This is a genomic window from Bacteroides sp. CAG:189 (assembly GCF_000432295.1).
Classification (GTDB): Bacteria; Bacteroidota; Bacteroidia; order Bacteroidales; family Bacteroidaceae; genus Bacteroides; species Bacteroides salyersiae.
This window is the reverse complement of record NZ_HF991038.1, coordinates 1-26,538: the sequence shown is the minus strand read 5'-3', so window position 1 is coordinate 26,538 and position 26,538 is coordinate 1. Positions and strand designations below refer to the sequence as shown.

The 26,538-nt window shown below is 38.5% G+C and carries 21 protein-coding genes and 1 pseudogene; 2 read left to right on the top strand and 20 right to left on the bottom strand.

The features are described 5' to 3' along the window. From QVP90_RS05970 to QVP90_RS05960, 3 genes are all read right to left on the bottom strand, one after another. A partial coding sequence (locus QVP90_RS05970; RefSeq protein WP_288203974.1) for a patatin-like phospholipase family protein occupies positions 1-1,741 on the bottom strand: 1,741 nt, incomplete at its 3' end. Positions 1,742-1,908: 167 nt separating this feature from the next. Continuing rightward, positions 1,909-3,954, bottom strand: coding sequence for a molecular chaperone HtpG (htpG, locus tag QVP90_RS05965; RefSeq protein ID WP_005931682.1), 2,046 nt, complete (start codon positions 3,952-3,954; stop codon positions 1,909-1,911). A 120-nt stretch (positions 3,955-4,074) separates the two neighbouring features. Further along, positions 4,075-6,615 carry an ATP-dependent Clp protease ATP-binding subunit gene (locus tag QVP90_RS05960; protein ID WP_005931680.1) on the bottom strand — a complete coding sequence of 847 codons (2,541 nt, stop codon included), beginning with the start codon at positions 6,613-6,615 and terminating at the stop codon, positions 4,075-4,077. 554 nt (positions 6,616-7,169) lie between these two features. On the opposite strand from QVP90_RS05960, the gene gyrA reads away from it, so the two are divergent. Continuing rightward, positions 7,170-9,740, top strand: a complete 2,571-nt coding sequence (gene gyrA / locus QVP90_RS05955) for a DNA gyrase subunit A (RefSeq protein WP_005931677.1) — start codon at positions 7,170-7,172, stop codon at positions 9,738-9,740. A 32-nt stretch (positions 9,741-9,772) separates the two neighbouring features. Beyond that, positions 9,773-10,993 carry a tetratricopeptide repeat protein gene (locus tag QVP90_RS05950; protein WP_021935916.1) on the top strand — a complete coding sequence of 407 codons (1,221 nt, stop codon included), beginning with the start codon at positions 9,773-9,775 and terminating at the stop codon, positions 10,991-10,993. A 241-nt stretch (positions 10,994-11,234) separates the two neighbouring features. Here the strand turns inward: QVP90_RS05950 and QVP90_RS05945 are convergent, their stop codons facing one another. The 17 genes and pseudogenes from QVP90_RS05945 to QVP90_RS05865 all read right to left on the bottom strand — a co-directional run. Then, a complete protein-coding gene (locus QVP90_RS05945; protein ID WP_005931671.1) occupies positions 11,235-12,371 on the bottom strand; it encodes a universal stress protein in 1,137 nt (378 codons plus the stop codon). A gap of 88 nt (positions 12,372-12,459) precedes the next feature. Continuing rightward, positions 12,460-12,750 (bottom strand): hypothetical protein, encoded by a 291-nt coding sequence (locus tag QVP90_RS05940; RefSeq protein ID WP_005931668.1) that lies wholly within the window; start codon positions 12,748-12,750, stop codon positions 12,460-12,462. Positions 12,751-12,951: 201 nt separating this feature from the next. Beyond that, the gene (locus tag QVP90_RS05935; RefSeq protein WP_005931663.1) at positions 12,952-13,785 is read right to left on the bottom strand and encodes a tetratricopeptide repeat protein; all 834 of its coding nucleotides are present in this window, start codon (positions 13,783-13,785) and stop codon (positions 12,952-12,954) included. A 19-nt stretch (positions 13,786-13,804) separates the two neighbouring features. Next, the gene (locus tag QVP90_RS05930) at positions 13,805-15,643 is read right to left on the bottom strand and encodes a BatD family protein (protein ID WP_021935915.1); all 1,839 of its coding nucleotides are present in this window, start codon (positions 15,641-15,643) and stop codon (positions 13,805-13,807) included. A 34-nt stretch (positions 15,644-15,677) separates the two neighbouring features. Continuing rightward, entirely contained in the window at positions 15,678-16,400 is a 723-nt protein-coding gene (locus QVP90_RS05925; protein WP_172680676.1) for a tetratricopeptide repeat protein, read from the bottom strand. Positions 16,401-16,408: 8 nt separating this feature from the next. Continuing rightward, a complete protein-coding gene (locus QVP90_RS05920; RefSeq protein WP_005931652.1) occupies positions 16,409-17,437 on the bottom strand; it encodes a VWA domain-containing protein in 1,029 nt (342 codons plus the stop codon). Between the two features lie 55 nt (positions 17,438-17,492). Next, complete coding sequence (locus tag QVP90_RS05915; protein WP_021935914.1) at positions 17,493-18,476, bottom strand: vWA domain-containing protein; 984 nt, start codon at positions 18,474-18,476, stop codon at positions 17,493-17,495. A gap of 48 nt (positions 18,477-18,524) precedes the next feature. Next, positions 18,525-19,598, bottom strand: coding sequence for a hypothetical protein (locus QVP90_RS05910; RefSeq protein WP_130059512.1), 1,074 nt, complete (start codon positions 19,596-19,598; stop codon positions 18,525-18,527). Positions 19,599-19,607: 9 nt separating this feature from the next. After that, on the bottom strand, positions 19,608-20,477 hold the full coding sequence (locus tag QVP90_RS05905) for a DUF58 domain-containing protein (RefSeq protein ID WP_005931644.1): 870 nt from the start codon (positions 20,475-20,477) through the stop codon (positions 19,608-19,610). Between the two features lie 52 nt (positions 20,478-20,529). Next, the gene (locus QVP90_RS05900) at positions 20,530-21,525 is read right to left on the bottom strand and encodes an AAA family ATPase (RefSeq protein ID WP_005931642.1); all 996 of its coding nucleotides are present in this window, start codon (positions 21,523-21,525) and stop codon (positions 20,530-20,532) included. A gap of 258 nt (positions 21,526-21,783) precedes the next feature. Then, complete coding sequence (locus QVP90_RS05895; protein ID WP_021935912.1) at positions 21,784-23,232, bottom strand: HU family DNA-binding protein; 1,449 nt, start codon at positions 23,230-23,232, stop codon at positions 21,784-21,786. A 15-nt stretch (positions 23,233-23,247) separates the two neighbouring features. Next, on the bottom strand, positions 23,248-23,520 hold the full coding sequence (locus QVP90_RS05890; protein ID WP_021935911.1) for an HU family DNA-binding protein: 273 nt from the start codon (positions 23,518-23,520) through the stop codon (positions 23,248-23,250). 75 nt (positions 23,521-23,595) lie between these two features. Then, on the bottom strand, positions 23,596-24,897 hold the full coding sequence (gene rimO, locus QVP90_RS05885) for a 30S ribosomal protein S12 methylthiotransferase RimO (RefSeq protein WP_021935910.1): 1,302 nt from the start codon (positions 24,895-24,897) through the stop codon (positions 23,596-23,598). Beyond that, on the bottom strand, positions 24,894-25,853 hold the full coding sequence (gene ftsY / locus QVP90_RS05880) for a signal recognition particle-docking protein FtsY (RefSeq protein WP_005931635.1): 960 nt from the start codon (positions 25,851-25,853) through the stop codon (positions 24,894-24,896). The genes rimO and ftsY overlap by 4 nt, the downstream gene beginning before the upstream one ends. A 144-nt stretch (positions 25,854-25,997) precedes the next feature. Continuing rightward, positions 25,998-26,156 carry a DUF4295 domain-containing protein gene (locus QVP90_RS05875; protein ID WP_002560156.1) on the bottom strand — a complete coding sequence of 53 codons (159 nt, stop codon included), beginning with the start codon at positions 26,154-26,156 and terminating at the stop codon, positions 25,998-26,000. Positions 26,157-26,175: 19 nt separating this feature from the next. Next, positions 26,176-26,364: a 50S ribosomal protein L33 gene (rpmG, locus tag QVP90_RS05870; protein WP_002560155.1), complete on the bottom strand. Its 189-nt coding sequence runs from the start codon at positions 26,362-26,364 to the stop codon at positions 26,176-26,178. Between the two features lie 21 nt (positions 26,365-26,385). Further along, positions 26,386-26,538, bottom strand: a pseudogene (locus tag QVP90_RS05865) (50S ribosomal protein L28); the annotation flags it as partial.

Below are 26,538 nucleotides of genomic sequence, written 5' to 3'. Positions count from 1 at the left end.
ATATCTGGGCAACCAACTCTTCATGAGCTCCTTGAGTGGGAAATTGCCGCGAATTCAACGTACTTCCATTAAAACTGATTGAACCACCGAATAGACTATAAGTGCTTTTATCGTATTTATCCTTATCAAAATCAATCACGTTTTTCTGAAAATAACGATCTTGTATTTTTGCTGCACCTACACCGAATTCCGCCCTCTTATTTGAAAGAAAAGGCAATCCCACTTTTAATTTCACAAAACGTTCATCTTTCTGATTAAACGCCGGTTTATCATTTCGAGAAAACAGTTTCTCTTTCTTAAAATAATCGAATGTACTGATAGAAGCTATTAAACGATAAGAGGTCGGAATACTGGTAGCAAAGTCTATCTTCCCCATCAACTGCACATTATTATAAATTTTACCGAGTTGCCCGTCAAAAGTGAACTCTTTTGCATTATAATTCAAGTTCTGATAGCTAAGCCCCAGATAAATCTGATTAGAACTCGTGGTAGAAACGTTGCCACCGATACGGACGGAAATATTATCCTCCAATTTAACCTTCAAATGAAGATCATACGTATCATCCTCCGGATTAAAAACCGCATGAGGAATGATCTCGGAAATCATATTTCCCGAAAGTAATCGAAAATAACCACGTTTCACATCTTCGTAAGTAAATTCCTTATCATCCGAAGCATGAAATTCTTTCTTAATATAGGCCTGTTGCTGGGCATTAGCTCCTTCAATCAGTATATTTTTAAACCGGAGTTCCGGGTAATTACTTTTGTATACGAGCCTTCTCAAACGTATATTATCCAAATTTACCCTTCGATGGATACGGCTTTTGATAGAATCCATCATACTCATCGTACGGTTGTACCCAATATCATGTAGCTCATTAATTCTCTGAAAGTCCATCAGATTGACATCATCGTACTTAAAAGTCATCACAATGCCTTCCGAATCCGGAATGGAATAATCGGTTTTCTGCATGACCATATTCTCGATCTGACTCATCAGATCGTTTTCTTTGGGTTTTGTAGGATTGGTGGCAACTACACTACCGATGATAATATCCGGATGAAAATCATCACGCATCACATCCGTCGGAAAATTATTATAAATCCCACCGTCATACGCTAATACACTATCTATCTCAATAGGCTTAAACATAAATGGAAAACTCATGGAAGCACGAACCGCATCACCCAAATCGCCTCTCTTCATTACAAGCTGTTTCTTGTTGTACACATCGGAAGCCACACAACGAAACGGAATAAACAGTTTATCAAAATCCCCTCCGCAAGCAGCTGTAGCCCGGGCGTACAGATCAATGAAGACAAGATTCATCTGCACAGGATCTACCACGCTTGACGGCAAAAACTGCGGCTTAATCTTCAATGAATCACGAAAAGAAAGGCGGATATTTAGAAATTCCGGGGTTGGCAAGTTTTTTTTGAAATAATACATATATTCCTCTTCTACCTCTCCGGAATACCAACGCTTAAAATCTTCTGACTTCAACAAAGCCTCCATATCGTCCGGTGAGTACCCCATAGCATACAACGACCCGACAATAGCTCCCATAGAAGTACCTGTTATATAATCGATAGGAATGTTATTCTCTTCAAGAGCGCGAATTATGCCAATGTGCGTCAGCCCTTTAGCTCCACCGCCACTCAGCACAAGCCCCACTTTCTGGGCCTGTACCCACATGGGCAACAACAGCAAAAAAGTAATAAGCACTAAAGCTTTTCTCATAATCTCGAATGAAACTATTATTTGTTTTATTATTTATCCTTCAAATATATGCAATAGTTTCGAATTAATCGGCATTCCCTAAAAGATTTAGAATAAAAAAGAGCATTGCCATGCTTTTCAGCGCGCAATGCTCTTCTGGATTTATTTACGAATTATAAAGGGGCGAATCAAATAAGCTCTATGCTTCTTTTCACGAAATTGTTCAAAGCTTCACCTTTCAACATGTTATTTTGCAACAAAGCCAAATCTATCAACTGACGCACTACCTTATTTTTACTTGCATATCCGGCAAAAACAGCTTCTTTTTTGATCTTCAGTTCATCCAATTTCTTATTCACATCTTTCAGCTCGTCTTTTTCAGAAGTAGGGATATCTTCTTCTTTTTTACCTTCTTGCTTCTTTTGCAACGCATCACGCTGCTTGGTAGCATCATCAATAGACAACTGTAAAGGTACAATGTCAGCAGCACAAGCTATTTCTTCTTCACTCAATACCTGTTTAATCAGTTTATGGTCTGAATTCAATACCAGATTAAACATATCAGGCATTTCGCCATAGAAACTCATACCGGCCTGTATATTAGCCATCTCTTTCATACGACGCATATACTCGCTTTGAGTGATCATCACAGGAGCGGAATTTTCGCCCAAAGCCTGCGTCATTACATTAAATTCAGTCTTATCCACTTTAGGTAGCTGGCTCTTGAACACGGCTGACAGGGCTTCCTGTTTATTAGCTTCCAATGCGTCACCCTTCTTGTCTTCTTTCACAATAAGATTGTCGACTACATCACTATCCACACGAGTAAAACGAGATTTCTCGAATTTCTGTTCAAGCATGCTCACCATAGCGACATCCAATTGACCATCCATAAGCAATACATTGTATCCCTTATTTTTAGCAGCTTCGATATAGCTAAACTGTTCGTCTTTATTGTTAGCGTACAAATAAATCAAATTTCCATCTTTATCTGTCTGATTATCTTTAATCAGCATCTGATACTCTTCATAGGTATAATGCTTACCATCCGTATCGGTGAAAAGGGCAAATTTTGACGCTTTTTCATAGAAATCCTCCTGCGTCAACATTCCATAATTGATAAATATTTTCAAATCATTCCACTTTTCCTCAAACTGAGGACGATCGTTCTTAAAGATGGATTGCAAACGATCGGAGACCTTCTTGGTGATATAAGTGGAAATCTTCTTCACATTTGAATCACTCTGCAGATAAGAACGTGAAACATTCAACGGGATATCCGGAGAATCAATTACGCCATGCAGAAGCGTTAAGAAATCAGGTACAATTCCCTCTACAGAATCAGTCACATACACCTGATTGCTATAAAGCTGAATCTTATTTCTATTCAATTCAATATTACTTTTCACTTTCGGGAAATAAAGAATACCCGTCAAATGGAATGGATAATCTACATTCAGATGAATCCAGAACAAAGGTTCGTCCGACATCGGATATAGCTCTCTATAGAATTTCGTGTAATCTTCATCCGAAAGTTCACTCGGTTTACGAGTCCACAATGGAGTGGTATCGTTAATGATATTATCTTCAGAAGTTTCCACCTGCTTACCGTCTTTCCATTCTTTCTTTTTACCGAATGCAATAGGAACCGGGAGGAATTTACAATATTTCTTCAATAACTCAGATATTCTGGATTCCTCCAAGAATTCTTTGGCGTCATCGTCGATATAAAGAATAATATCCGTACCGCGATCGGCTTTATCCACATCTTCCAAAGTGAATTCCGGACTACCGTCACAAGTCCATTTCACAGCTTGTGAACCTTCCTTATATGACTTGGTGACAATCTCTACCTTGTTGGCAACCATGAAAGCAGAATAGAAACCAAGTCCGAAATGCCCAATAATCGCATTTGCGTCGTTCTTATACTTTTCCAAGAAATCATTAGCACCGGAAAAAGCTATCTGATTGATATATTTATCAATTTCCTCAGCAGTCAAACCGATACCCCGGTCGGAGATAGTAATGGTATCTTTACCAAGAGAGACATGAATGGTAAGATCGCCCAATTCCCCTTTAAATTCGCTGATAGAAGCCAATGTATTCAGTTTCTGGGTAGCATCGACAGCGTTAGAAACCAATTCACGAAGAAAAATCTCATGATCGCTATACAAGAACTTTTTAATGATAGGGAAAATGTTCTCTGTTGTAACCCCAATATTACCTTTTTGCATAATAACGTATATTTTTTAATTTATCGGATTAATATATTGTACAATGATGTTTCGTGAAACATAAGGACAAAAAAAATGCCAGATCCGAGAATCTGACATTTTGACGCATTATAAAGAATTTTATTCTGAAGTTTTCGCTTCATTCTTCATTTCAAGTTCACCTTTCTCCTTATTCAGAGACACTCTTATCATATCTCCGTCGGTTAGTTTGGAAGATATGATAAGTTCTGACAATCCGTCTTCCAGATATGTCTGTATGGCACGCTTTAAAGGACGAGCTCCATACTGTACATCATATCCTTTGGTTGCAATAAATTGTTTAGCTTCATCTTCAATAACCAACTTATAACCAATAGATTCGATTCTATCGTACAAACCTTTCAACTCGATATCAATAATGTGCGTTATGGCCTCCAAAGAAAGCTGATCGAAAGTGATAATCTCATCCACACGATTCAGAAATTCAGGAGCAAAAGACTTGTTTAAAGCTTTCTGTATCACACTACGAGAAAACTCCTTGTCATCCAATCGATTTTGAGTAGCAAAACCAACTCCACGACCAAAGTCTTTCAATTGACGCGTACCGATATTCGAAGTCATGATGATAACCGTATTTTTAAAGTCGACCATTCTGCCATAACTGTCAGTTAAGCGTCCCTCGTCCATCACTTGAAGCAAAAGGTTAAACACATCAGGATGTGCTTTCTCTATCTCATCGAGTAGGATAATGGAGTATGGTTTGCGACGTACTTTTTCCGTCAATTGCCCGCCTTCCTCATATCCTACATACCCCGGAGGTGCTCCGACAAGACGGGAAACGGTAAACTTCTCCATATATTCACTCATATCGATACGAATCAATGCATCCGAAGAACCAAACATGTATTTTGCCAGTTCTTTAGCCAAATGAGTTTTACCGACACCCGTAGGACCTAAAAACATAAAGGTTCCAATAGGTTTATTAGGATCTTTCAGTCCCACGCGGCTACGCAATATAGCTTTCACTAACTTTTCGATAGCAGTATCCTGAGCAATCACTTTAGACTGAAGAGATTCTTTCATTCCGGCCAACTTAATGCCTTCCGCCTGTGCCATGCGCTGTACAGGAATACCGGACATCATAGAAACGACATTTGCAATTTCTTCGGCATCAACCGTTTGCCTATTGTCTTTCAATTGTTCTTCCCATGCTTGCTTCATACGGTCAAGCTCGACAGTAAGTTCCTTTTCCTTATCACGGAAACTGGCAGCAAGTTCAAAATTCTGCGATTTCACCGCCTCATTCTTCTTGCTCTTCGCTTCTTCAATCAGTTTCTCTTGCTCCTCAATTTCTTTCGGAACACTTATATTAGTAAGATGTACGCGTGAACCGGCTTCATCAAGAGCATCGATAGCTTTATCCGGAAAATTACGATCTGTGATATAGCGGTCTGTCAAGTTGACACACGCCTCCAATGCTTCATCCGTATAATTCACGTTATGATGATCTTCGTATTTACTCTTGATATTCCGAAGAATCTGAAGTGTTTCCTCGGCTGTCGTAGGCTCTACCATAACTTTCTGAAAACGACGCTCCAACGCACCGTCTTTCTCTATATTCTTACGATATTCATCAAGAGTAGTGGCACCTATACACTGAATCTCACCACGGGCAAGAGCCGGTTTCAGCATATTGGCAGCATCCATGGAACCCGCTGCAGAACCGGCCCCCACAATGGTATGTATTTCATCAATGAACAGAATTACATTCGGATTCTTCTGCAATTCATTGAGAATAGAACGAATACGCTCTTCAAACTGTCCACGATATTTAGTGCCGGCAACAACCGATGTCATATCCAATGCTACCACACGCTTATCAAACAAGATACGTGACACTTTCTTCTGTATGATACGAAGTGCCAGACCTTCTACTATGGCTGATTTACCGACACCCGGCTCACCAATCAATATTGGATTATTCTTTTTACGCCGGCTCAAAATCTGCGCCAAACGTTCAATTTCCCGTTCACGTCCTACAACCGGGTCTAAACGGCCTTCTTCTGCCGCTTTTGTCATGTCCGTACCAAAATTATCAAGCACAGGAGTATCATTGGCAGGCTTTCTGGATGCAGTCTGTGCCTGTTGCTGACGTTCTTCCGAACCACGAGTATCCCCCGAACGGGATGCCCCCATTTCTTCATCATCGTCGTCATCCTCGGTAAATCCCATACCGGCATTAATATCCGGTTGTAACGATAATTGTTCAAACACTTTTTTATAATCTACCTGGTTAGCTTCAAGCACAGAAGCAGCCACATTATTACGATCTTTCAAGATAGCCAGCAAAACGTGCTCCGTATCAGCCACATTACTCTTCATCAAACGAGCTTCGAGAATACACATTTTAAGTATCTTTGCCGCTCCGTTAGACAATGGCACTTCCGCATCGGGCAACAGAAAATCATCTGCATCCGCTTTCAGTATTGTTTCAATCTGCTTTTTTATGTCGGTCAGATTTGTTTTGAGTTTGGACAATATCTCGATAGCTTTCCCTTCACCGTCACGAAGCATTCCCAATAGCAGATGTTCAGGACCTATATACCTGCTTCTCAAACGGTTCGCTTCTTCTTTACTAAAGACGATAATGTCGGAAACTCTTTGTGAGAATTGATTATTCATACTTTATTCCTTCCTTCTTAAGGTGTTAATCACTCGCAAATATACGCATAACACACGATTTTATACACAATATTTGCTTTATTTATTATAATAACAAATGCCGTGCCAAAAAAGATGCATCCTTATATACCTTATTTATATATTGTAGATGTATAATCTTCAAGAGCCGGATAGAACAATTCATTTTATCATCTCTATTAATTAATAAAACATAGAATAAAAACATCCCCATGTTTTGCTCAACAACATCCCCATGTTTTATCCAACAACATCCCCATGTTTTGTACAACAACATCCGGATGTTTTCAATCACAGAATAAGATTTGAGAAATCTAAAGTATTGATATAATAAACATTAGATATATATTTAGTGAACTATTAAGAAGATAAATCTGTTTGTATGACAAAACAATAATCCTACATATCTCTAAGCTTGAGCAAGATATAAGGATCGCCAAAAAGTTTATGCTGGAAAACTTTTGTATATCACGAAAAAGTAGTACTTTAGCGTGGTTTTTCATAAGCCATAAATGTATAATTAATAATCTTTTTAAATGCTTGAACAAGACAGAATTATAAAGATTAACATCGAGGAGGAAATGAAGTCATCTTACATTGACTACTCCATGTCGGTCATTGTTTCGCGTGCCCTTCCGGATGTTAGAGATGGATTTAAGCCCGTTCACCGTAGAATACTTTACGGTATGATGGAATTGGGTAATACGTCAGATAAACCTTATAAGAAATCCGCCAGAATCGTGGGTGAAGTACTCGGTAAGTATCATCCACACGGAGATTCTTCCGTATATTTGGCCATGGTACGTATGGCACAAGAGTGGGCAATGCGTTATCCGTTAGTAGATGGTCAGGGAAACTTCGGTTCCGTTGACGGTGACAGCCCTGCTGCCATGCGTTATACAGAAGCACGACTGAACAAGTTGGGAGAAGCCATGATGGAAGACCTTTACAAGGAAACTGTCGACTTTGATCGAAATTTCGATAACACATTGGATGAACCGACTGTAATGCCGACACGTATCCCAAATCTTCTCATTAACGGTGCTTCCGGTATTGCTGTAGGTATGGCTACAAACATGCCTCCACACAACCTGTCTGAGATTATCGATGCCTGCGATGCTTACATTGATAATCCGGAAATCACGGTAGAAGAACTCATGAACTACGTTAAAGCACCCGACTTCCCGACAGGCGGATATATATATGGCATAAGCGGCGTTCGTGAAGCCTATCTGACAGGACGTGGTCGCGTTATAATGCGTGCTAAAGCCGAAATCGAAACAGGACAAACACATGATAAAATCGTTGTTACCGAAATTCCATACAATGTAAATAAAGCCGAGCTGATAAAATACATCGCTGATCTTGTAAACGATAAGAAGATAGAAGGCATCTCGAACGCAAATGACGAATCTGACCGTGACGGTATGCGTATCGTTATCGATATCAAACGAGATGCCAATGCCAGTGTAGTATTAAATAAACTCTATAAGATGACAGCATTGCAAACATCTTTTGGAGTTAACAACGTAGCATTGGTACACGGACGTCCTAAGACTTTGAATTTAAGAGATTTAATTAAATACTTCGTAGAGCATAGACGTGATGTTGTCATCCGTCGTACACAGTTCGATTTGCGTAAGGCAAAAGAACGTGCCCATATTCTTGAAGGCCTGATCATTGCTTCAGATAACATCGATGAAGTAATCCGTATCATTCGTGCTGCAAAAACTCCGAATGATGCCATTGCCGGGTTAATGAGCCGCTTCGAACTAACGGAAATACAGGCACGTGCTATCGTAGAAATGCGTTTACGCCAACTTACCGGACTGATGCAAGATCAGTTACATGCCGAATATGAAGAGATTATGAATCAAATTGCATATTTGGAAAGTATTCTTGCTGATGATGAAGTATGTCGCAAAGTTATTAAGGATGAACTGATTGAAGTAAAAGCTAAATACGGTGACGGACGTCGTTCAGAAATTGTCTACTCATCCGAAGAGTTCAATCCGGAAGATTTCTATGCCGATGATGAAATGATTATCACCATTTCTCATATGGGATATATAAAACGTACCCCGCTTACTGAATTCCGTGCTCAAAATCGTGGTGGAGTAGGTTCAAAAGGTACGGAAACCCGTGACGAAGACTTCATCGAGCATATCTACCCGGCAACAATGCACAACACAATGATGTTCTTTACTCAAAAAGGTAAATGTTACTGGCTAAAAGTATATGAAATCCCCGAAGGAACGAAGAACTCAAAAGGACGCGCCATCCAAAATCTGCTGAATATCGATTCTGACGATGCCGTAAATGCATACCTGCGTGTAAAGAGCTTGAGCGATCAAGAATATATTAACAGTCATTATGTACTGTTCTGTACAAAGAACGGCGTGATTAAAAAAACACTGCTCGAACAATACTCTCGTCCTCGTCAGAATGGTGTAAATGCCATCACGATCCGTGAAGACGACCGTGTAATCGAAGTCCGTATGACAAACGGTAATAATGAAATTATCATAGCCAACCGCAACGGACGTGCTATTCGCTTCCACGAAGCAGCAGTTCGCGTTATGGGACGTACAGCAACCGGTGTTCGTGGTATTACGCTTGATAATGACGGACAAGACGAAGTAGTAGGTATGATTTGTATCAAAGACCTTGAGACAGAGTCAGTGATGGTAGTTTCAGAACAAGGATATGGTAAACGTTCCGAAATAGAAGACTACCGCAAAACAAATCGTGGTGGTAAGGGTGTGAAAACGATGAATATTACCGAAAAAACAGGTAAATTGGTAACTATCAAGTCCGTAACAGATGAGAATGATTTGATGATTATAAATAAGTCCGGTATCACCATCCGTCTAAAAGTTGCCGACGTACGCATTATGGGGCGTGCAACCCAGGGAGTTCGTCTGATAAATCTGGAAAAGCGTAATGACCAAATCGGATCGGTATGTAAAGTTACCACAGAAAGTCTTGAGGATGAAGTTCCTACTGAGGAGGTAGAAGGACAAATAGCAGTTGATCCTGCGGATATCCCAGATACAGAGATACCCGACACTCCCGATAATACAGAAAATGATGAAAATAAAGAATAGACGTAATATTAATAATTAATCAAACAACAATCATGAAAAGAGTATTATTTTCAATGGTTCTACTAATGGCTGTGAGTTTTGTATTCGCGCAACAAAAGAGCGTAAAAGAAGCCAAAAGCATAGCTAACGAAGTAAAACCGGATTTTAAGAAAGCCGAAGAGCTGATTAATGGAGCATTGACTAATCCTGAAACTAAGGACGATGCAGCTACATGGGATGTAGCAGGCTTAATCCAAAAGAGAATCAATGAAAAGGAGATGGAAAATGCCTATTTAAGAAAACCTTATGATACATTAAAAGCATACAACAGTATCCTGAAAATGTATGAGTACTTTTTGAAATGTGACGAATTGGCTGAAATCCCCAATGAAAAAGGTAAGGTTAAAAACAAATACAGAAAAGCAAACGCCGCTTCTATGATGGTAGAACGTCCGAATCTGATCAATGGCGGTATCCAGTACTTTAACCTTAACAAAAGTGGAGAAGCTTTGAAATTCTTCGGAACTTACGTAGAATCAGCATCTTATCCTATGTTGGAAAAAGAAAATCTGGCAGTTACAGATACTTTATTACCACAGATTGCTTATTATGCTACATTGGCGGCTAATGGGGTAGAGGATAGAGACGCTATCTTGAAATATGCTCCAATTGCTATTAAGGACAAAGACAATGGTTCAGTTGCCATGCAGTTATGGGCAGACGCTTTGAAAGCCAAAGGTGATACAGCAAAATGGGTAGAATCTTTGAAAGAAGGTATCTTAAAATTCCCCGAAAACCAATATTTCTTCGCAAATCTTGTTGACTATTACAGTAGTTCAAATCAGCCTGAAAAAGCAATGCAATTTGCTGATGACATGTTGACTAAAGACCCTAACAACAAGCTATATCTGTATGTAAAAGCATACTTGTATCACAATATGAAAGAATATGATCAAGCTATTGACTTCTATAAAAAGACAATTGAAGTAGATCCTCAATATGCAGAAGCTTATTCTAATTTAGGTTTGGTGCTTTTAATGAAAGCTCAGGATTTTGCTGACCAGTCTACTACTGATGTAAACGATCCTAAGTATGCAGAGGCACAAGCTACTATCAAGAAATTCTATGAAGAAGCTAAACCTTATTATGAAAAAGCAAGAGACTTAAAACCCGATCAAAAAGACTTATGGGCACCGGGTCTTTATAGAGTTTACTACAACTTAAACATGGGACCGGAATTTGATGAAATTGAAAAAATAATGAATGACAAATAACAGTTTCAAAAAGATTTCTTCAAAATAAAAAGAAAGGCCGATGCAACTGATTTTGCATTGGCCTTTTTTGGTCATCTTCATTCAAAATTACTCATAACTTTCTATAACAGGAGTATTTGAGAAAGTATCAATTTACATAAATAATAAAGGCAACTTATTCTTTTCAAATAAGTTGCCTTTATATATTAAACATAATCACGATTATTCCATAATTATAGATGAGCTATTTTTATTCTTCCGATCATCCGTTAATAACAAGTAATGGTGTATCAGAATGAAAAATCATCTTTCGAGCAATACTTGGATTAAACAAACGAGCAAATATATTCCGTTTGTAAGAAGTCAATGTAATGATATCGATTTTGTTCGTTTTGATATATTCATCAAAACTTTTAAGAAAATCGTCATTCTTCACCACATCATAATGGATTTCAAGTTCCGGATATTGTTTTTGAAAATATTCTTTAATACCGGCAAGTTTTATTTCATTCCAAGTATCTTTGACTTCTTTTGCATCAGCTAAGTAAATCAAAGAAACAACGAAATTAAAAGGTTTCCAAGCGCTTATAAAGGAATCAAAGGCAATTAAATCTCTTTGATCAAAATTGGTTATAAAAGCAACTTCTTTTACAGCACCGAACTCTTTAAACGGTGTATTTTCCGGAATAGCCAATACAGCTGTACGACTGCGTTCTATTACTTCGGCAGTAACACTACCAATCAAATCAATATCTTTTTGACTCTTACCACGAGTACCCATTATAATGATACGTGGACGTTGTTCTTTAGAATATCTCAGAATTTCCTCCTCAGGTATTCCTTCGCGTAATACACAAGTATATTTTACATCAGGAAATTCACCAGACGCTATTTTCTCCTTTATTTTATCTGCCAAAGCATTCAAATCCGAATGTACTTTCTGCAAAATAGTTTTTACCGTTTCTTCATCACTGATCTGATAGTTAAACACATCGCCATAAGGCAATGACGACGCATATATAGGCGTAAAATAGACATGTAATAACAATACTTCAGCTCCATATGCTTTAGCGAAATTAAAACCGAATTCACAAGCCTTTATCGAATAATTAGAAAAATCCACAGGAATCAGAATCTTTCTACTATCGTTATCATCTTCCACTTTAGGAGTCTTCTCTCCTACTATACTTTCAGCAAGCCATACAGAACTCTCGGTTATCTTAAGCGCCCGTGGTAAATCACTTTCCTTAATGCGTAATCTTACCCCGGATGAAACGACAGGCTGAATTTGATTCACATTATGGATATAAGTCTCTATGCCCTCGTTTTCAAGAACATTCTTCAATATCTGAGCTTTTGTGTAAGTCAGAATGGCCAAAGTTACTAATTTGTCTTCCATAAAATTTCATTGTATATGTGAATTTAACAAATAAGAAATCCCAATTGTTTTTAATTCAATTGGGATTCTACAAGTATATATCATTTCATCATGCCTGTACAGATTCGGTAGCCTCTTCCTTTTGCATACTCATATTCAATTCATCAAGAATGCGAAGAGCCCGGTCAAGTACGGTAGTATCATCAATCATCACTAAGCCACCGTCCGGACCGGGCTCTAAATGTATTCCGACACTCTTACCCTCTTTAAAATTATGTCCTCCGAAAAAGTTTCGCACTGTATCGACGTGCAAACCAAGTTCATCAGCTATTCTATGCATGCTACCGCTGGGCAATGAATCTTTAATCTTACGAAGTTCATTGAATGTTATTGTCCTCATGTCACATAAATTTAATGGTTAATAATAGTGTGAATCAGTATCACGCTATAAACTTAAGGAAAAAAAAAGATAAAACAAACTATTTACTTGTTTTTTTTCTTAATTTAGAAAAATGGGGGCATTTAGCGACTGATAAATAAAAAAATCCCCGCACAAGATATCTATGCGAGGATTTTTATCAATATAACAAAATCAATATTTTCAAATAATTTCAATAGCAGAAGCTGGTACCCAACCTACTTTTCCATCTTCCAGACGTATCTCCTTCCAATCTTTCATTGAACCGTCTTTTACACCCACTTTATGACCTTCGTGAAGTATAAACAAACTTGTTCCACTTTCGCTTGGAGTACTACGTACTGTTACACTGGGATTTATCACAATGGCACTATTACGATTCGTCAACTCATCTTTCTGCTGATTTGCAAACACATTTGCCAGTATTGTTACAGCCAGAAAAACAATGCCACTTATAAAACCTGCTTTCTTTAGCACAATTTGCTTAGAGAAGATAAAAAGATAAAGAGATACAATCAATAATATGAAACAAACAACTCCACAAACAGCCCAAGAATCAACGCTCATACTATTAATCAATGATTTAGTCCAAGATACAAAAAATATTTCCGGAACCGGCTCCACTTTATCAACCGTCTTTGAACGGGCAATCTCTAAATTCGCGCGAATATCACCATTACCCGGCTGAAGCAACAGCGCACGTTCGTAATTCAATATAGCTTTAGCAATATCACCAGCCTTATAATAACTATTTCCAAGATTATAATATATATCAGCTGCCTCCCCCCGATTCAACAATGCTTCATAAATCTGAATAGCAGAAGCATAATCGTTCTTCATATATGCACTGTCTCCTTCGGCCTTTGTGGCATCTTCTAAACTGGAAGAAATCTGCTGTAAACTGTTACCGATAGAATCTCCTACTATGGCCTGCAAACTATCTTTCACAGCCTGCCCTTGTCCGAAAGAGACAATCGATATCCATACCCCAAATGCAAAAAACAATATTTTTTTCATGATGTTAATCTCTTCTAATTTAATGTTTTATTGAATTTTCCATTTTACTCATCACCGCCAAAGAGGAGGTGTAAACTTTGTCCATAGCCTGATTTTCATCTCCAGGAGCAAAACGTGCGAACTCGCATTCATTCAAAGCATCCAGGAATTCCTTAATCAATTCGTCGCTCACCCCATAGTTTCTTAGCTTCTCTTCCACATTATCTTTAGACAAACGTGATACCGGAATATTCAGTTTATCGCTGATATATCCCCACAAAGCTTTCAATACCTCGTCATAGAACGCATCCTTTTTATTCTCCGCAAGCAATTTACCTGCCAACTTCATGCGTTTTGTAGCAACTTTATTAGCTTTCTTTGTGCGCATCTTAGCCACATTGGCATTTTCTGCAGCCTGTTTACGATAAACAATAAACAATACGATGAAAATTATAGCAGGAATTATATAAAACAGCCAATATACAAATGAACCATAAAAGAAACTGCCCTTAGGTTGCAATGTTACATCTTTCAACTTTATATAACGAATATCCTCACCTAAAACTTTCAGATCTTCTTTATTTGTAAAGTTTGCAATCACTTGGTCTGCATTACCTGCTCCTTTTTCCACTTTTATTTCATAATCCTCCGTTCTCAGTGTTTTATAAGATTTTGATTTAATATCAAAATAAGAGAACGTCACGGCAGGAATTTTATAATCACCAGCATGACGGGGAATTGCCAAATATTCAATTACACGGTTACCTGATAATCCATTAGGTGTTAAACGAACCTGACTATCTACTTTAGGAGCATATACCTCAAAATCTTCCGGGAACTTAACTTCCGGATTAGAAAGTAATTTAAGATTTCCTATCCCCGAAATAACAAGTTTCAAGGTTATTGCGTCATTAGTTTTTACTTCCTTACTCTTGATAGAAGAAGTTATATTAAACTCTCCTACACCACCGGAAAAGTCGGCAGGTTTCCCTGAAGGAAGTGCATTTACATTAATTGTTATAGCAGGTGTAGTAAGTGTCTTCTTTACCTCTACTACATTACTTCCTCCATTAAAAAATGCATCGAAAGGATCTGCACTCCTAACAGCTTTTGCTATTGAAGCGTCAAAACGTGCTGGCTCAATAACCAATTTTCCAGACTGTTGAGGAAATAACACAAACTGACGATATACAGTAGTATAATAGTTTCTTCCCTTATAATGTTCCTGAGACCATTTAGCATTGGCAGGACGTTCTATCTCTTGAGAATGAAATCCTTTAAAATCCGGCAACTTAACATTATCAAATCCCAATTGTGATTCACGCGTATAGATCTTATAAGTCAGTAACAAAGCCTCTTGCTCATAAACTGTAGTTTTACTGGCCGTTGCCGTAACAAAAAGATCCTGATTGGATACACTTGTTGAAGAAGATGCCGATCTACCCGAAGCAGCATTTCCTTGAGTTGCCCCTGCAGCACCCGTGTTTTGATCAGGCGGAAGCACTTTTATTTTTACCGAATTGGAGACCATCTGATCTCCATCTGCTGTAATCGTAGCACCGGGAATCGAATAATCTCCTTCTGTTGTTGCCATCAAAATGTAAGTAAAAGTTATCCCACTTTCTGAAGACATTGCACCATTGATGATCTGAGTATTACTGAATGTACTCCGGGTAGGGCCCATCAGTACATCAAACCCTTTGATAGAGGGTGCACGAAAATCTCTCACTTTCTGTGTTGTCACTGTATAGGTCAGCCTAAACTGGTCTCCTACCACCACTACATCAGGTGCAGATGCGGCAAACGACACTTTGCTATCGGCAAACACATTAGTGCTCACTGTTACCAATGTTATCAATAAGAAAATCAGTTTTCTCATTTCCTTTGAAGTTTTTATTATCTTATTCTACTTATTACCAATCTTTCTCGAGACGCCCTCCCTGAATTACCTGTTGTTGCTTCTTAACCTTATCCTGGGTCTCTTTCTCATCCTGCATCACCGAATTAAGTAACTGCTCAGCATTCTCCTTCGACATCTCATTCTCTTTCTTTTCCGGCTTCGGAGGTTGCTGTTGTTGCTGATCATCTTGCTTTTGATCATTATTCTGTTTATTCTGGTCTTGCTTTTGATCTTGCTTATTTTCCTGATTATCTTTGTTCTGATCCTGATTTTGATCTTGGTTTTGCTGATTTTGTTGTTGATCTTTCAACAATTTCTGTGCCAAAGCAAGATTGTAACGCGTCTCATCATCTTTCGGATTATTCCGCAATGACATTTTATAGGCTTCTACCGCCTGTCCGTAATCTTTTCCAGCTTGAAACAAAACTCCCATATTATGATAAATATGCGCCAGCTTCATCTTATCCTTTTCAATTTTACCAGCAGCTACGTATTGTTCCATAGCTTCTTTAAACTTCTGTTGTTGAGACAACGTATTTCCTAAATTATACATAGAGACAGTAGATTTAGGATTTGCCTCCAATGCCTTCCGGTAATTCACCTCAGCATCTACAAAAACACTATCATTAAAGAAACGGTTTCCCTTACGGATATAATCTCTCTCTGCCTTTTGTGCAAATGCACCAGCCGCCAATAACGCAAACACGGCAAACAGAATATATTTACTTCTTGACATAAGCATAATTACTTCTTATTAGAGAACAAATGAATGTTCTTAAACAACGGATTCTTACGTTCCAATATCAACATTTCGGCTAACAATAAAAGCAATATAATCCATGCAACAGCCTGAAACTGCTCATTGAATTGAGTATACACTTTTGATTCGACATCAGATTTCGCCATTTTATTGATCTCTTGGTTTATAGCTTTCTGCGCAGAATTCGAATTGTCAACACGTACATAAATACCTTTACCGTCTTTAGCTATCTCCTGACACATAGCCTCATTGAGACGAGTAACAACTACATTTCCATCTCGATCACGGCGATAATCATTTGTACCTTCAACAGGAATCGGAGCACCGTCTGGAAGTCCTACTCCCAAAACACTAACTTGAATCCCCTTTTCTGCTGCCGCCTTCGCTGCTTCTACTGCCCCTCCTTCATGGTTTTCACCATCAGTAATGACAACAATAGCACGCCCTACTCCCTCTTGAGGAGTAAAACTACGGGCAGCCAAATTTATAGCAGCGCCAATGGCCGTTCCTTGCTTAGATATCAAAGAAGGATTAATTGACTCTAAAAACATCTTGGCAGAAATATAATCGCTTGTAATAGGAAGCTGTGTAAAAGCATCACCAGCAAAAACTATCATTCCCACCTTATCATTCTCCATTTCATCTACCAATCTGGATATTAATCGCTTAGCCTTCTCTAAACGACTCGGTTGAACATCTTGTGCCAACATAGAGTTTGATATATCGAGTGCAATGATTACTTCAACCCCTTTACGTTTCACCGTTTCCAGCTTGGAACCAAACTGAGGACGTGCCAATAACACTGCAAACAGCCCAACTGCAACAAAAACTAACCAAAATTTTACATCCGGACGATATTTAGAGACGTCAGGCATAAGTTGTGCCATTAACATCGGATCACCAAACCGGCGAATCGCTTTCCGCTTCCTATAATTAGAATACAAGTAAAAAGCAGCTAACAACGGTAATAGCAGCAACAGATATAAATATGTAGGCTCTTCAAATCGAAACATCTCTTTTTTATTTACTATTTTACGATTTACAATTTATGCTTGAAATCACATTATATTATGGAATCTTCTTAAGTATTGAGTTGCGCAGCAATACCTCGAGTAATATACACAGAAAAGCTGCTAATGCAAACAAACGATATTCTTCCTGACGCTTACTGTATTCTTTGACACTCAATTTGGTTTTCTCCAGTTTATCAATTTCTTCATAAACCTCTTTCAATTTAGAGTTGCTGGTAGCACGGAAATAATTTCCATCTGTAGTTCCCGCAATTTGAGTCAATGTCTTTTCATCTATTTCCACCGGCATATTTACATATTGCACTGTATTTCCTATCGGATATGGATAAGGGGCCATACCATTCGTACCAACACCGATCGTATAGACACGAATACCAAAACTCTTAGCGATCTCAGCAGCAGTCAAAGGAGAAATATCCCCTTTATTATTCGTACCATCAGTCAACAAAATGATGACCTTTGATTTAGCTTTACTATCTTTCAAACGTGTCACAGCATTAGCAATACCCATACCAATCGCCGTCCCATCGGTTACAATTCCACACTTAATACTTTGAAACAAATTCAGCAATACAGCATGATCTACTGTTAAAGGACATTGTGTGAAACTTTCACCGGCAAATAATGTCAAACCAATATTATCATTCGGACGACCATTTATAAACTCGGCAGCTACATCTTTAGCAGCTTCCAACCGATTCGGTTTTAGGTCCTCTGCCAGCATACTGGTAGATACGTCAATAGCAAGCATAATATCGATCCCCTCAATCTCGCTGTTCTGCCAGTTATCTGTTGTTTGAGGTCTGGCAAGTACCAGAATGATCAATATTAACGCTATGATACGAAGTCCGAACGGTACATGAAGCAAATAGTTTTTATAACTTTTGGGTGTATGCGCATATACCCGGGCATCCGAAATCTGAAGCGTCGCCTGACTCTTTTTCCACTTTAGAATATACCATACGATATAAGGTATAAGCAACAGTAGCAAAAATAAATATTCAATATTGGCAAAAACCATTCTATTTACGATTTTACGATTTACTATTTACAATTGAAATTACTCCACTTATGCAAAAAGATCATAGAGCTGTGTTCCAATATATACAAAAGTAGCTACAAGAGCAACTGATAGTAATACAATTCCACATATAAGCAATATCTTAGCACGCAAAGAACGCTTCTCTATAATAGTGATTTCCGTTGGTTGCGGCTTTTGATTTTCTTCTTCCGGCTGTTTTGTTTCATTAATAAAGTCGATAGCATTAATTAAATTCGCATCATTTTCATTCATCTGCGGATCATGCTTGGCAAACTTTACCAAATCGGCCGTTTGAAACAATTCTTTCAAATCAGAGATTGCCTCCTTATCATTCATTTCCAACAGCTTATCTATAATTTCAGAAGAAGTCATTTCTAATGCATTAAAACCAAAACGATCTTTTATATATGTACGAATAGCATCTGTCAATTCTGTATAATATTCCTTCGACCTTCCTTTCTGCCATACCTTCTCCGCCTTAATACGCTCTATCTCTTGCATGGCAGCCTGATGTGGCGGTAGTTTAGGTTCTACCTTTATCTTACGAATAATCGGCTTATTGTCGCGAATACGTATGATAAAATAAATAAGCAATGCCAACAAAGGTAAAGCAAGAAACGAACATCCGATCAATCCATACCAATCTTCCCAAGCAAAAGGAGCTTTCATTACAGCTTTTTGCCCAAAAAACATTTCCGGATGCAAAGTATCGACAGGCATCGAGTAAACTTTTAATGCTAATGCCCTTGATTTATACTCTTTATTGTCAACTGTCACAACCATGGGGGGCAGATAATAAAGGGCTGAATCAAATGAAGTAACAGTATATTCCTGTGTTATCAGCAACCTCTGTCTGTCATTTAAATACTGTGTATCCGGTTTAGCCGTCTCAATCACTTCCACTCCACGTATCAACGTATCGGAATAGACAGGAAAAACAGCCCGTTGCTTAGCATCCATTGCCACTTGCAATTGTATCTTAGCTTGCTCTCCAATAAGAATTTGCAAAGAATCAATCTTGGCTTCCACCGTAACAGATTGCGCAGCAACTCTGCCCGATATTAAAAACAACAATATTATTAGAAAACTATTTCTATTCATCTTCTTCCGTTAATTTCGTTTGGCAAACAAATTGAGTAGTGCTTTTACATAATCCTGATCAGTACGCACAGAAACAGAATCCACATTACTTTTCGTAAATGTCTCACTCAATTCACTCTGTTTATTTATCCACCAATTATGATGTGCCTGACGCACAGCCTTAGATGACGTATCAATCCACTGTTCATGTCCGGTTTCAGCATCTTTTATCTTCATCAATCCTATTGGAGGAAGCTCTGAGACACGTCGGTCATAGACTTGAACAGCTACTACATCATGCTTCCGATTAGCAATCGTCATTGCATTTTTGAAACTCTCCTGATCTATAAAATCAGACAAGATAAAAGCTGTACATCGCCTTTTCATTACATTCGTCAGATATTCCAATGCCAAACGGATATTCGTACGACGACTTTCAGGTTTGAAATCAATCAATTCGCGAATAATATAAAGAATATGTTTACGACCTTTTTTCGGAGGTATAAATTTCTCTATTCGATCAGAGAAAAAAATAACACCTATCTTATCATTGTTCTGAATGGCCGAGAATGCCAATGTTGCAGCAATCTCGGTCACCATATCCTTTTTCATCTGCTTAACAGTACCAAACTCCAAACTACCGGAAACATCTACCATCAACATCACTGTCAGTTCACGTTCTTCCTCAAACACCTTAACATAAGGTTTGTTGAAACGCGCCGTTACGTTCCAGTCGATGTCGCGAATATCATCACCAAACTGATATTCACGCACTTCGGAAAATGCCATACCCCTACCCTTGAAAGCCGAATGATATTGGCCTGCAAAAATATTGTTAGACAATCCGCGTGTCTTTATTTCAATTTGACGAACTTTTTTTAATATTTCACTTGTTTCCATCTATTTAAAATTGAGATTTGAAAATCGGGAGTTATTCATCACTCAATTAAAATCAAGGTACTTCAACCTTATTCAGTATCTTACTGATTATTTCATCAGAAGTCATATTGCTTGCTTCCGCTTCATACGTCAAACCGATACGGTGACGAAGCACATCATGAGCTACCGCACGCACATCTTCGGGGATCACATATCCACGACGTTTGATAAATGCATATGTACGGGCAGCCAAAGCCAAGTTGATAGAAGCACGGGGTGAACCACCAAAACCAATCATGTCTTTCAATTCTTTCAGATCATACTTCTCCGGATAACGGGTTGCAAACACAATATCAACAATATAACGTTCTATTTTCTCATCCAAATAAACCTGACGGACCACTTTACGCGCCTCAAGAATCTCGTCAGCCTTAAGGATAGGCTTCACATTGAATTTCTCGCCATTAATATTCTGGCGGATAATCAATTTTTCTTCTTCCAATTTCGGATAATCAATCACAACCTTCAACATAAAACGGTCGACTTGTGCTTCCGGAAGCGGATAAGTACCTTCTTGTTCGATCGGGTTCTGAGTAGCTAATACCAAGAAAGGTTCCGGCAGAGGGAAAGTCTGTTTACCGATTGTCACCTGACGTTCCTGCATTGCTTCAAGCAGGGCACTCTGTACTTTTGCCGGTGCACGATTAATTTCGTCCGCCAATACAAAATTTGCAAAAATAGGTCCTTTCTTTACTTGAAATGATTCATCTTTCTGACTGTAAACCATTGTACCGATAACGTCGGCAGGCAACAAATCCGGCGTAAACTGTACACGACTGTATTGTGCATCAATCAGAGACGCCAATGTTTTAATTGCTAATGTCTTTGCCAAACCCGGCACACCTTCCAACAACACATGTCCGTCAGACAACAGTCCGATCAGAAGCGATTCCACCAAATGTTTCTGACCAACTATAATCTGGTCCATGCCTGTTGTAAGATTGGTAACGAAAGCACTTTGTCTTTCAATCCGTTCGTTCAATTCGCGGATATCAATTGATTCAGCCATAAATACTTAATATTTTATTGTTTAATTACCACAAAATCATAATAAAGTCCTTAGTTTCTGTAAGGCTTTTTAATTCGATTCCAAAAGTACGCTATATAATTAACCATTGCAACTAATTTTTATTAAAAAACAATGCGAAACCTTTAGATTAAGGTACTTTTATACGGTTTATTGGTTTCATAACATTTCATATACATATATAAAAACACCCGGATAATCAGCGTAATGCCGCATCCGGGTGCAAATGATTCGATCTATTTATTTTTTAACCAATTCTGGAATCTTAATCGTTGTGCCATATGGGACATGATTCGGATTTTTTATAATATCCGGATTATATTTTACTATATATGGCCACAGAGCTTTAGTTCCATAAAAGCGTAGAGCAACCCTGGTAAGTGTTTCCCCTTCTTTTATTGTATATGTGGCTTTTGTTCCCGTAATTATATAATTTACAGAATCGGGATTGAAAGGTGCCGGTTTAGTAACCGATTTATCTTCTTTTTTCACCACTTCCACTTCTTTTTTAGGTTCCGGAACAACTACCGGTTCTTCTTTTACCGTAGGAGGAGAAACAACTTCGCCAACAGTGTCTTTCTCAATTATCGTATCTTGAGGAATCGCCACTACAGGAACAGGTTTAACGGCATTAACAGGCTTTTCCAGTTTTTCTATTCTATCGGCAGATTCAAACAAATCAGGATAATAAATAAAAAGCAAAGCACCTCCGCACAGCAATAAAACAATAACAATTATCGCTATCAAATAAGGGACAGGTGACTTTTCTCCTTTTTTATGTTTGGATTTACTATGTTTTTTTATCTGTCTTTCATGAGCCGAAACGGGTGTCGAAGTAGCCAATTCACGTGCAATAATCTCTTCTGCAGATAATTTAGATTCTGTCGGCTGAGAAGAGTCTGTCGATTGAGAAGAAGCCGTCGGCTGAGAAGAGTCTACTGTATCCGCTTTCTCCCTCACCGGTTCCGAAGGCCGATTCATAAGCACTACAACCCCTTCCTCAATATCATTAGAAAAGACATCCTTCTCTATCGATTCTACAGGCAATGCACTTTCCACAGTCGGCATCTCCTGTACAGAGGTTTCTTCCATCAACATTTTTCCTACAGGAACTTCGTCAGCTTTCGTTTCTTCCGAAGATATTTCCTCCCTTCCATTCACCTCTTCGGTCAATGAAGTTTCCTCTTCCGCTAACGCAACTGTCTCTGACGATAAATCAACATACCTTACCGATTCCACAGACGGATTACCTTCACCCTCTGCCATAACCATCTCTTCTTCTCCCTCTTCCTCTTTCAGCAATACAGTTTCTTCTATTACATCTTCATCATCAGACTCAGCGATCGGAGTATCTTCCAAAATTGTATTTTCATTCAAAACCACTGTTTCAAAATGAGCAAAAGGCTTATTAATAATATCACGTAATGAAGTATCCGGAACAAATGACACTTTGGTATATCCCTCTATTTGAAACCGTTCACCTGTATTAACCTTAACACTTTCCCTGCTTTCTACCTCTACCAGTTTAAAAGTCCCCAGACCCTTGATCTTCACAGACCGATCTCTCTCCAAAGCTTCTTCTATCAAAAGAAAAAACTCTTTGACGAATTTTTCGGCATCTTTCTTATTCATGCCATGCTTTTCTGATAACAGGTCGACAAAATTCTGCAGATATAGTCTTTCGTTCATAAGAGAGAGTCTTTTTTATTTAAACTTTTCTTTTAGCTGACCACTCGGCCTATATGCTAACACTAATTTGGGAGGAACGAGCATACGTTGCTTGGTTGTCGGATTAACCGTTATACGCTCTGCTTTCTTTTTTACTTCAAAAGTTCCAAAGCCCTGTATCGTTACTACATTCCCTTCTTGCAATTCCTGAGTCATATCCGACAACAAAGAGGACATCAATTCAGACGTATCCTTTATTGTATACCTTAACCTGCGCGACAATTCCGAAGTAAAATCTTTATTATTCAAATCTTGAAGTTTTAAAAGTTCGACGCTATATTAGTCATTATTGAGCAAAAATGCAAATTCTTCGGGATTTTTCTTTCAAACGACCTTACCAAAAAGGTCGAAATCATCGGAATCAACCACCTCAATCTGATAAAAGTTACCAATAATAAGCGACGTTCCATCCAAACGGTCAATCAACACTTCCGGATCAACTTCCGGCGAATCAAACTCCGTACGACCTATATAATAATCTCCCTCGACACGATCGATAATAACCCTCATCTGCTTACCGACTTTTGCAGCGCTTAGCTCAGCCGAAATCCCCTGCTGAATATCCATCAGTTCATCCAGACGAGCCTGCTTAATCTCGGCAGGAACAGAATCTTCATAATGCTTTGCGGCATAAGTCCCCTCTTCTTCCGAATAGGTAAAAGCCCCCATTCTATCGAAACGAACCTTACGAACAAATTCCTTCAGTTCTTCAAAATCAACTTCTGTTTCTCCCGGATGTCCGACCATTAAAGTCGTGCGCAGATGAATACCGGGAACTTCCCTGCGGAATTGCTCTATCAATCGATAAGTGTCCTCTTTCGTCACATGCCGACGCATCCGTTCCAGCATGTTATCACTGATATGCTGCAAAGCAATATCCATATATTTACACACATTATCACGTTCACGCATCACGCGGAATAAATCAGTGGGAAAATGTGCCGGATAAGCATAATGCAAACGAATCCACTCTACTCCCGGAATATCCGAAATACACTCTATCAATTCCGGAAGCATCTGCTTTTTATATAAATCGACCCCATAATAGGTCAATTCTTGAGCTATTACCTGAAACTCTTTTACCCCTCTGGAAACCAAATACTTCACTTCTTCCAGAATTTCTTCCATCGGACGTGAAACATGACGTCCGGTTATGATAGGAATGGCACAATATGAACATTTCCGGTCACAACCCTCCGATATCTTCAAATAAGCATAATGCTCAGGAGTGGTCAGCGTACGTTCGATATACAATTCATCATGATAGGCCTTACCGAGATCTTGTAAAAGCTCTTTCCAATTAAATTTCCCATAAAACTTATCAACTTGCGGAATCTCGATCGCCAACTCTTTCAAATAACGTTCTGAAAGACAGCCCATCACAAAAAGTTTTTCCAAGTTTCCTTCCTCTTTCTCCTGGGCAAATTCCAAAATCATATTAATAGATTCTTCCTTTGCATCACCAATGAAACCACAAGTATTGATTACTGCTATTTCTCCTTCCGGCTTCTCAGCGTCATGAGTCACATTATATCCGGCTTCTTCCAATTGACGCATCAACTGCTCCGAATCTACCAAATTTTTAGAACACCCTAAAGTGATTATATCTATTGTTTTTCTTTTCATGCATTCTCTCCAAACAAGGAATCAACAAATTCTTTTTTACGAAATACTTGCAGATCTTCCATACCTTCACCTAATCCGATGTATTTCACCGGAATCTTAAACTGATCGGAAATGCCGATTACAACTCCTCCTTTGGCCGTTCCGTCCAACTTGGTTATTGCCATAGCCGTTACTTCAGTAGCCAATGTAAACTGTTTTGCCTGTTCAAAAGCATTTTGCCCTGTAGAACCATCCAACACAAGCAATACCTCATTCGGCGCATCCGGAACGACTTTCTTCATTACATTCTTAATCTTAGTCAGCTCGTTCATCAATCCCACTTTATTATGCAAACGTCCTGCCGTATCAATAATTACAACATCAGCATTATTGGAAACAGCCGAACTTAATGTATCAAAAGCCACAGAAGCCGGATCCGAGCCCATCTTTTGTTTAATTACGGGCACACCTACCCTTTCACCCCAAATAACCAACTGTTCTACCGCAGCAGCACGGAACGTATCAGCAGCCCCCAAATAGACCGACTTGCCGGCTTTTTTGAATTGATAAGCCAATTTACCTATGGTAGTCGTCTTCCCAACACCATTAACTCCCACTACCATAATCACATATGGTTTCTTTTCAATAGGGACATCAAAATCAGCAACATCTTCTGAATTATTCTCTGTCAACAATGCAGCAATTTCATCACGAAGAATTGTATTGAGTTCCTGAGTATTTACATATTTATCACTTGCAGCACGCTTTTCGATACGTTTAATAATGTTCAGTGTAGTCTCTACACCTACATCGGAAGTGATGAGCACCTCTTCAAGATTATCCAACACTTCGTCGTCCACTTTAGATTTCCCTGCTACTGCACGAGCTATCTTACTGAACACACTTTCCTTGGTTTTAGATAATCCTTTATCTAAAGTTTCCTTCTTTTCCTTCGAGAAAAAACTAAAAAATCCCATGATACTTACTATTTGTATAATACATTATGCTACAAAGATATAATAAAGTAATGAAAAACTAAAAAATCTACCCAATAACGCATAAAAAAATCCTCTCAATGAATTCATGAGAGGATTTTTTATGCAGTAAACTGCAACTTTATCTTATTTCTTGAAAAAGTCTTGTACTTTTTCGTTAGGAACCATCTGTTCATCAAAAATGTAAGCACCAGTTTTCGGAGACTTAACCATTTTGATAACCTTAGTATAAGAACGACCTTCTTTAGATCCTTCGTGCAAACTTGCTACTGTCTTCTTTGCCATGGGTTATTCTCTATCTTTATTATTTAATTTCTTTATGAACTGTTACTCTCTTCAAAATCGGGTTGTATTTCTTCAACTCAAGTCTTTCTGTGGTATTTTTTCTATTTTTCGTTGTGATATAACGAGATGTTCCCGGCATACCGCTATCCTTGTGTTCTGTACATTCCAGAATCACTTGTACTCTATTACCTTTTGCTTTCTTTGCCATAATCAGTTTTCTCCTCTACGTTTAGCCAATCACTTTAATGGTTTTCCAATCACAATACCCTTTAGCTACTGCATCATTCAGTGCAGCGTCCAATCCTTTTTTGTTAATAATGCGCAAACCAGCAGCACAAAGGCTCAAGCTGATCCAGCAGTCCTGTTCTACATAATAGAACTT